This window comes from Thermoplasma sp., from assembly GCF_023256435.1.
Taxonomy (GTDB): domain Archaea; phylum Thermoplasmatota; class Thermoplasmata; order Thermoplasmatales; family Thermoplasmataceae; genus Thermoplasma.
This window is the reverse complement of sequence record NZ_JAGDXM010000057.1, coordinates 1-5284: the sequence shown is the minus strand read 5'-3', so window position 1 is coordinate 5284 and position 5284 is coordinate 1. Positions and strand designations below refer to the sequence as shown.

Here is a 5284-nt window from a genome sequence, read left to right as displayed (position 1 = left end):
TCTTTGAATGATACTTAATGATGAAACAATAATTAATATGGTTGCAGAGGGTCTTCTCATTTCAGAGAATTTTGACATAAAATCGATGACACCCAATGGCTATGATCTGCGCATTGATATTATTGACGTTGATGGAAAGCAATATTCAAAAGGTGATGTACCTCCGATGAAGCATTTTCTTGTATCAACCCTGGAAACGCTCAATATGCCTGAAGATGTTGTTGGGATGATCTGGACAAGATCAACATTCGCGCGAAAGGGAATATTTGGATCCTTCGGCGCCATAGATGCAGGATATCATGGAAATCTAACGCTATCATTTTTCAATGCAGGGGGCCCAATTGAACTGAATAAGGGTGATAGAATTGCGCAGATACTTTTCCTAAAGATGAATGAAAGAGCCAAGATTCCATATTATAAAAGATCCGGCAATTATCAGCATTCTCAGGGAATCATTAGAGAGCCATTGAAAGCCAAATCAGATTGATGGAACTGTAAAACCATCGAAGATTCTTAAGATTTGTATATTTCAAAATTGGATGGATAAAAATATTAATTATGCAATGATAACGACTTATGGAAACTAAAAAGCCATCAGAATCAGAGACTTATGTTGAAAGAATGGTACTGCCGGAGGACATGGATATTTATGAATATCTCTATGGTGGCAGGCTGGTCGAATGGATAGACAACTGCGCCTCAATAGTTGCTACAAAGCACTGCAGAAAGAGAACCGTTACTGGCAGTATAGACTCCCTGTTTTTCCTGCTCCCAATACATCTGGGCGATATGGTCATACTGCATGGATACATAAATTACACTACAAAATCCACCATGGAAATCGAAATAGACGTCATCAAGGAAGAGGGTTTGACCGGAATAAGGAGATACGCTACAAAAGCCTACCTTACCTATGTTGCGATAGATTCCGATGGCAGGCCCACTGAGATACCACAGATCGTACCAGAAACTGAGGAAGAGAAGAAGAGATTTCAGGATGCTGAAAAGAGGGCTGAAGAGAGAAGAAAGCGTCTCGAGACGATAAAGCAGCAGCTGGCGAATATGATACCATGAAATTCTGAAAAAGGTATTGCTGTCAAGGGTGGTGTCCTGAAATCAATAAACCAATTCTTCAACAAGGAGTATTCAAGATTGAGATCGATCAGTGACAGGCAGATCGGGAACGGAGAGATGACGAAGAAGGAAAGGAAACTGTTCATGAAACGCAACCGTAAGATAAAGGACATCATGCACAAGCTTAGCAGATCCATAGTCGAATACGCATTGTCAAGAAAGATCGATACGATCGTCATAGGTCACAACGATGGATGGAAGCAGGATACCAATATTGGAAAGACGAACAACCAGAACTTTGTGCAGATACCTTTCAATATGCTGATACAGCAGATCAAATACAAAGCAGAAGAGAACGGGATCGATGTCATGATACAGGATGAGAGCTATACAAGCATATGTTCGTTTCTTGATAACGAAAGCATAGAACACCATGAGGCGTACATGGGAAAGAGAATAGAGAGGGGTGTATTCCAGTCTGCAAATGGAACATTAATACATGCGGATCTGAACGCATCCTACAACACAATAAGAAAGGCAGTCCCTGAAGCGTTTGCGGACGGGATAGAGGGTATTGGGTTGTACCCACGAAGTTTAAGCATCAAAGAGATGATAACTTCCAAAGGTGGATGTTAACATGTTTAACAGAAACCGCAACCTGATAATTTTGATAAGCTGAAAAATTCTCAGTACCGATCGATCATTAAGAAGTTTTATATTTTTTCATGGCATTCGCCCATCATACCTGTCTCATAACCGAATGCATGTTTAACGTATGAAATGTTAGTTTGAGCAGGTAATGGAGATACAAGGGGTGGTGGCATGGATCAGAATCTTTTCAATGAAGTGATGTACCTTTTAGACGAACTATCTCAGGATATAACAGTACCCAAAAATGTAAGGAAGGTTGCTCAGGATTCAAAGGCTAAGCTGTCTCAGGAAAACGAAAGTCTTGATTTAAGATGTGCGACCGTTCTTTCCATGCTGGATGAAATGGCTAATGATCCAAATGTTCCAGCTCATGGCAGAACAGACCTCTATACCATAATAAGCAAGCTGGAGGCCCTCTCAAAGAGTTGAAGTTTTTATTGTAAATTCTAGAAAACATCGAATGACTCTGACATCTGAATATGTACGATTATGAAAATAAAATTATAGTTTAGATTGAAATCTCAATTGGATTATAATTTTCATTGCTGTTTGGCTGCATTTTTAGAAGAACGTTAAGTGCCTAGGAAGCTTTTGGATTTATCTTATATCCACGAATAGCTTCATTCCCAGCGAGCTATTCCACATCTGGAACTTCTAACTTCCTTCCATATAATAGAAATTGTCCCTATGGGTATATTCTACGCAGACCCTATATCGTGATATCCATAGGCACCTATTTGGGCTTTACCGATCCTTTACCATGAATATTGCAATATCTATAGAATTCTCTCGGTGGCAGGAGCCTGTGCATTTTCTGCTTAAAGGAAGAGCCTTCATGCATTCGCTAGGCCTATAGCGTTTCAATACGTGTATCTTAATCATTTCCTAGTTTGTATCGAATCGATGGATGGAACTCACCGATCAAAAAGTATATATAGGGCATTATTTAAAAAAGCTAAATATTTATAGAAATATAATATTATGGTACGATGAACATGGTTCTGAGCGAAGATGCTGAGAAACTAGCTAAATATCTAATGATTGCGGATATACCAAGGAGTGTAGCATACACGCTTGTCTATATGAGAGATAAAGATGAGGTTACCAGCGTAGAGATAGAGAGGGAAACCGGCCTCAGGCAACCAGAAGTCTCCATTGCGATGCAATGGTTGCGTAGAAAAGGTTGGATTACCAAACGAAATATGAAAAAGGAAGGAAAGGGCAGGCCCATTCATGGATACAGGCTCTCGAAATCATTCAATGAGATCCTTGAAGAGATCATTCAGGATCTTAGCAAGAAGATAAATGAGATAAATTACAATATAGAACAATTGAAAAATTATAGGAAATGATCATCGAATAAACATACATTAAAAAATCAATTTTTTTAAATTGAACTGAAAGCTGGTTCTCTTATCTTTTAAATAAAATAAGAAATTTGTTTTTCCATAGGGAAAATTAATTAATCACAAATGTGATCACCGATTTAATGAACCGAAGAATATTATCAGCCTTGGCGGTTATTACATTCGCCGCACTTATGATAAGGCTGATACCATCGTTGACCAGTTATGGATGGGGTAATGACTTCGGTATTTATTATTATATAACGCAAGACTATATTAAATCAAGACTTCTGGTGATTGATGTACCTTCTCAGTGGGGGACATCAGGATATGGATCATTTCCTGTGATGTATTGGATAATTTCATTAATATACTTTATCACGGGTATAAAATGGCATCTTCTGCTGAAATTTGTACCTCAGTTCTTCGGATCACTAACCGTGGTGCTGATATTTTTCATAACAAGAGAAATAACAAAGGACGATCGGATGTCGATCGTTGCAGCAGCATTCCTGGCCGTTAATCCTGTTCAGGCATATCAGACGTCCTTATCTTCTATACTTGTCTTCGGTCATTTTTTCGGGCTTCTGACCGTGCTATCTCTTCTGATATCTCTGAGAAAGAGATACTTCTTGTTCCTGACTTCGGTTTTTGGGATACTGCTGGTGATGTCACATCAGCTATCAACATTCATGTATCTCCTGGAAATAATCGGCATACTGGTTTATCTGAAGATATCTAATGGATCTCTCGAGAAGAGGTATATATATTTCATATACGGATTTTCAGCTTTCATGTTTGCCTACTGGTTCCTGAATGTGGCCAACACTCCTGGTTTTATAACTGGAGGAGCTGAGGGTCTTCCATGGTATGTGGTGATTGCATTATACTTTTTGATCATCGGTGTTTTCTTTAACATACCGGTAAAATATACATCTGCAATTCGCAGAATGCTCTATATTCTGAAACCCATGGATAAGAAATTCACTGCTCCTTTGTTTGTTTCACTATCCTTCGTAGTGCCAAGTATAGCGGTATTCATCTATCAAAGATATATAGTGAATTTAAGCGGAACATCGTTCTTAGTGTTCATACCTATTCTGCTTTCTGTCAGCCTGGCCGCGTATGGTTATATAATCTCATGGAAAAAGTACAGAATCCTTCTGGGTATGTTGTCTCTGCTTCTCATCACGGCTATATATGCATCATTGACTATGAGCACGGTACTGTTGCCAGGTAGATTTTTCGAGTACATATTCGAGGTACTCTCGATATATGATGGCATAGCGATAGTGAGCTATCTTGATTCAAAGAAGCCTAAGGAGATCAGGATAGAGTATAAGATAAAATCAACAAAACCGTCTCCAGTTGTAGTTGGGCCCTCCATAGGTATAAGCGTGACTGCCCCTAACATATATTATTACCCAACGGCATCGGCGACGGAAAGCGCCAAGTTTTACTATCAGAAGAAGAAATACAGTGCTTCCCAGATCCTTATATCTGCAGTTATGATCGTTATAATAGCTGGATCAGCTGGTTCAGTATATCCATTTGGCCATGTTGTTGTGCCGTCTGGTACCCAGACGATATCTTATCAGGATTACTACGCCATAGAATGGATCGATTCCCATGTGAATAAAAATTACAGCGTACTATCAGATCATAGGCTTGGCCTGCTGATAGAGGCAGATAACATAAGCGATCCATTTGAATACGCTTCATATATATGGAATTCAACAGATTACCCGATCATCGTTCAGGAGCTTGCTGGAAATTTCAAAAATCATACAGCTAAACCGATAGAATTCATCCTTATTGATAATTATATGTATACATATGGCGTATGGGGATACGAAGGCGCAATAAATCCAGACAGGCCACCGATTAAATTTACAAATGAGACGTTTTTGAAATTCATGTATGAGCCTTTCATACCGGTCTACTTCAATATATCACTTGATAAAAGTCAGTGGGCCCTGGTGCTACAGGTAAACTGGACGTACATTGATGATCATTATCACGTAAATGTAAGCGCCCCATCCTTGGTGAATTCATCGATCTCACTGAATGTACCATACATCCTCAACTCCATAAATCCAGATCTCGTTGCCACCTATTCAAAATACAGCCAGCAATAATTATGAGTGAGCTGCTCCTAAGCTGAAGCTTCGGATCTTCCTTTCAGCGAAAAGACCTATGCCTTTCCGGACATC

The 5284-nt window shown here is 39.3% G+C and carries 6 protein-coding genes; all 6 read left to right on the top strand.

Translation table 11 applies throughout. The annotated features are described in order from the left end of the window. Nucleotides 1-7 precede the first annotated feature (7 nt). The 6 genes from dcd (at nt 8) to Q0C15_RS07590 (ending at nt 5209) form a co-directional block, all read left to right on the top strand. The gene (dcd, locus tag Q0C15_RS07615) at nt 8-487 is read left to right on the top strand and encodes a dCTP deaminase (RefSeq protein WP_297218026.1); all 480 of its coding nucleotides are present in this window, start codon (nt 8-10) and stop codon (nt 485-487) included. A gap of 89 nt (nt 488-576) precedes the next feature. Beyond that, complete coding sequence (locus Q0C15_RS07610; RefSeq protein WP_297218023.1) at nt 577-1074, top strand: acyl-CoA thioesterase; 498 nt, start codon at nt 577-579, stop codon at nt 1072-1074. A 15-nt stretch (nt 1075-1089) separates the two neighbouring features. Beyond that, entirely contained in the window at nt 1090-1710 is a 621-nt protein-coding gene (locus Q0C15_RS07605) for a transposase (protein ID WP_297218058.1), read from the top strand. Nucleotides 1711-1896: 186 nt separating this feature from the next. After that, nucleotides 1897-2154 carry a UPF0147 family protein gene (locus Q0C15_RS07600; protein ID WP_110640720.1) on the top strand — a complete coding sequence of 86 codons (258 nt, stop codon included), beginning with the start codon at nt 1897-1899 and terminating at the stop codon, nt 2152-2154. Between the two features lie 560 nt (nt 2155-2714). Further along, nucleotides 2715-3077 carry an ArsR family transcriptional regulator gene (locus Q0C15_RS07595; protein ID WP_010901025.1) on the top strand — a complete coding sequence of 121 codons (363 nt, stop codon included), beginning with the start codon at nt 2715-2717 and terminating at the stop codon, nt 3075-3077. 137 nt (nt 3078-3214) lie between these two features. Then, on the top strand, nt 3215-5209 hold the full coding sequence (locus Q0C15_RS07590) for a hypothetical protein (protein WP_297218019.1): 1995 nt from the start codon (nt 3215-3217) through the stop codon (nt 5207-5209). Nucleotides 5210-5284 lie beyond the last annotated feature (75 nt).

Bases quoted from the DNA above. Each gene is read 5' to 3' on its own strand.
- Q0C15_RS07590 (WP_297218019.1), top strand. From the start codon at position 3,215: ATGAACCGAAGAATATTATCAGCCTTGGCGGTTATTACATTCGCCGCA.
- dcd (WP_297218026.1), top strand. From the start codon at position 8: ATGATACTTAATGATGAAACAATAATTAATATGGTTGCAGAGGGTCTT.
- Q0C15_RS07595 (WP_010901025.1), top strand. From the start codon at position 2,715: ATGAACATGGTTCTGAGCGAAGATGCTGAGAAACTAGCTAAATATCTA.
- Q0C15_RS07600 (WP_110640720.1), top strand. From the start codon at position 1,897: ATGGATCAGAATCTTTTCAATGAAGTGATGTACCTTTTAGACGAACTA.
- Q0C15_RS07610 (WP_297218023.1), top strand. From the start codon at position 577: ATGGAAACTAAAAAGCCATCAGAATCAGAGACTTATGTTGAAAGAATG.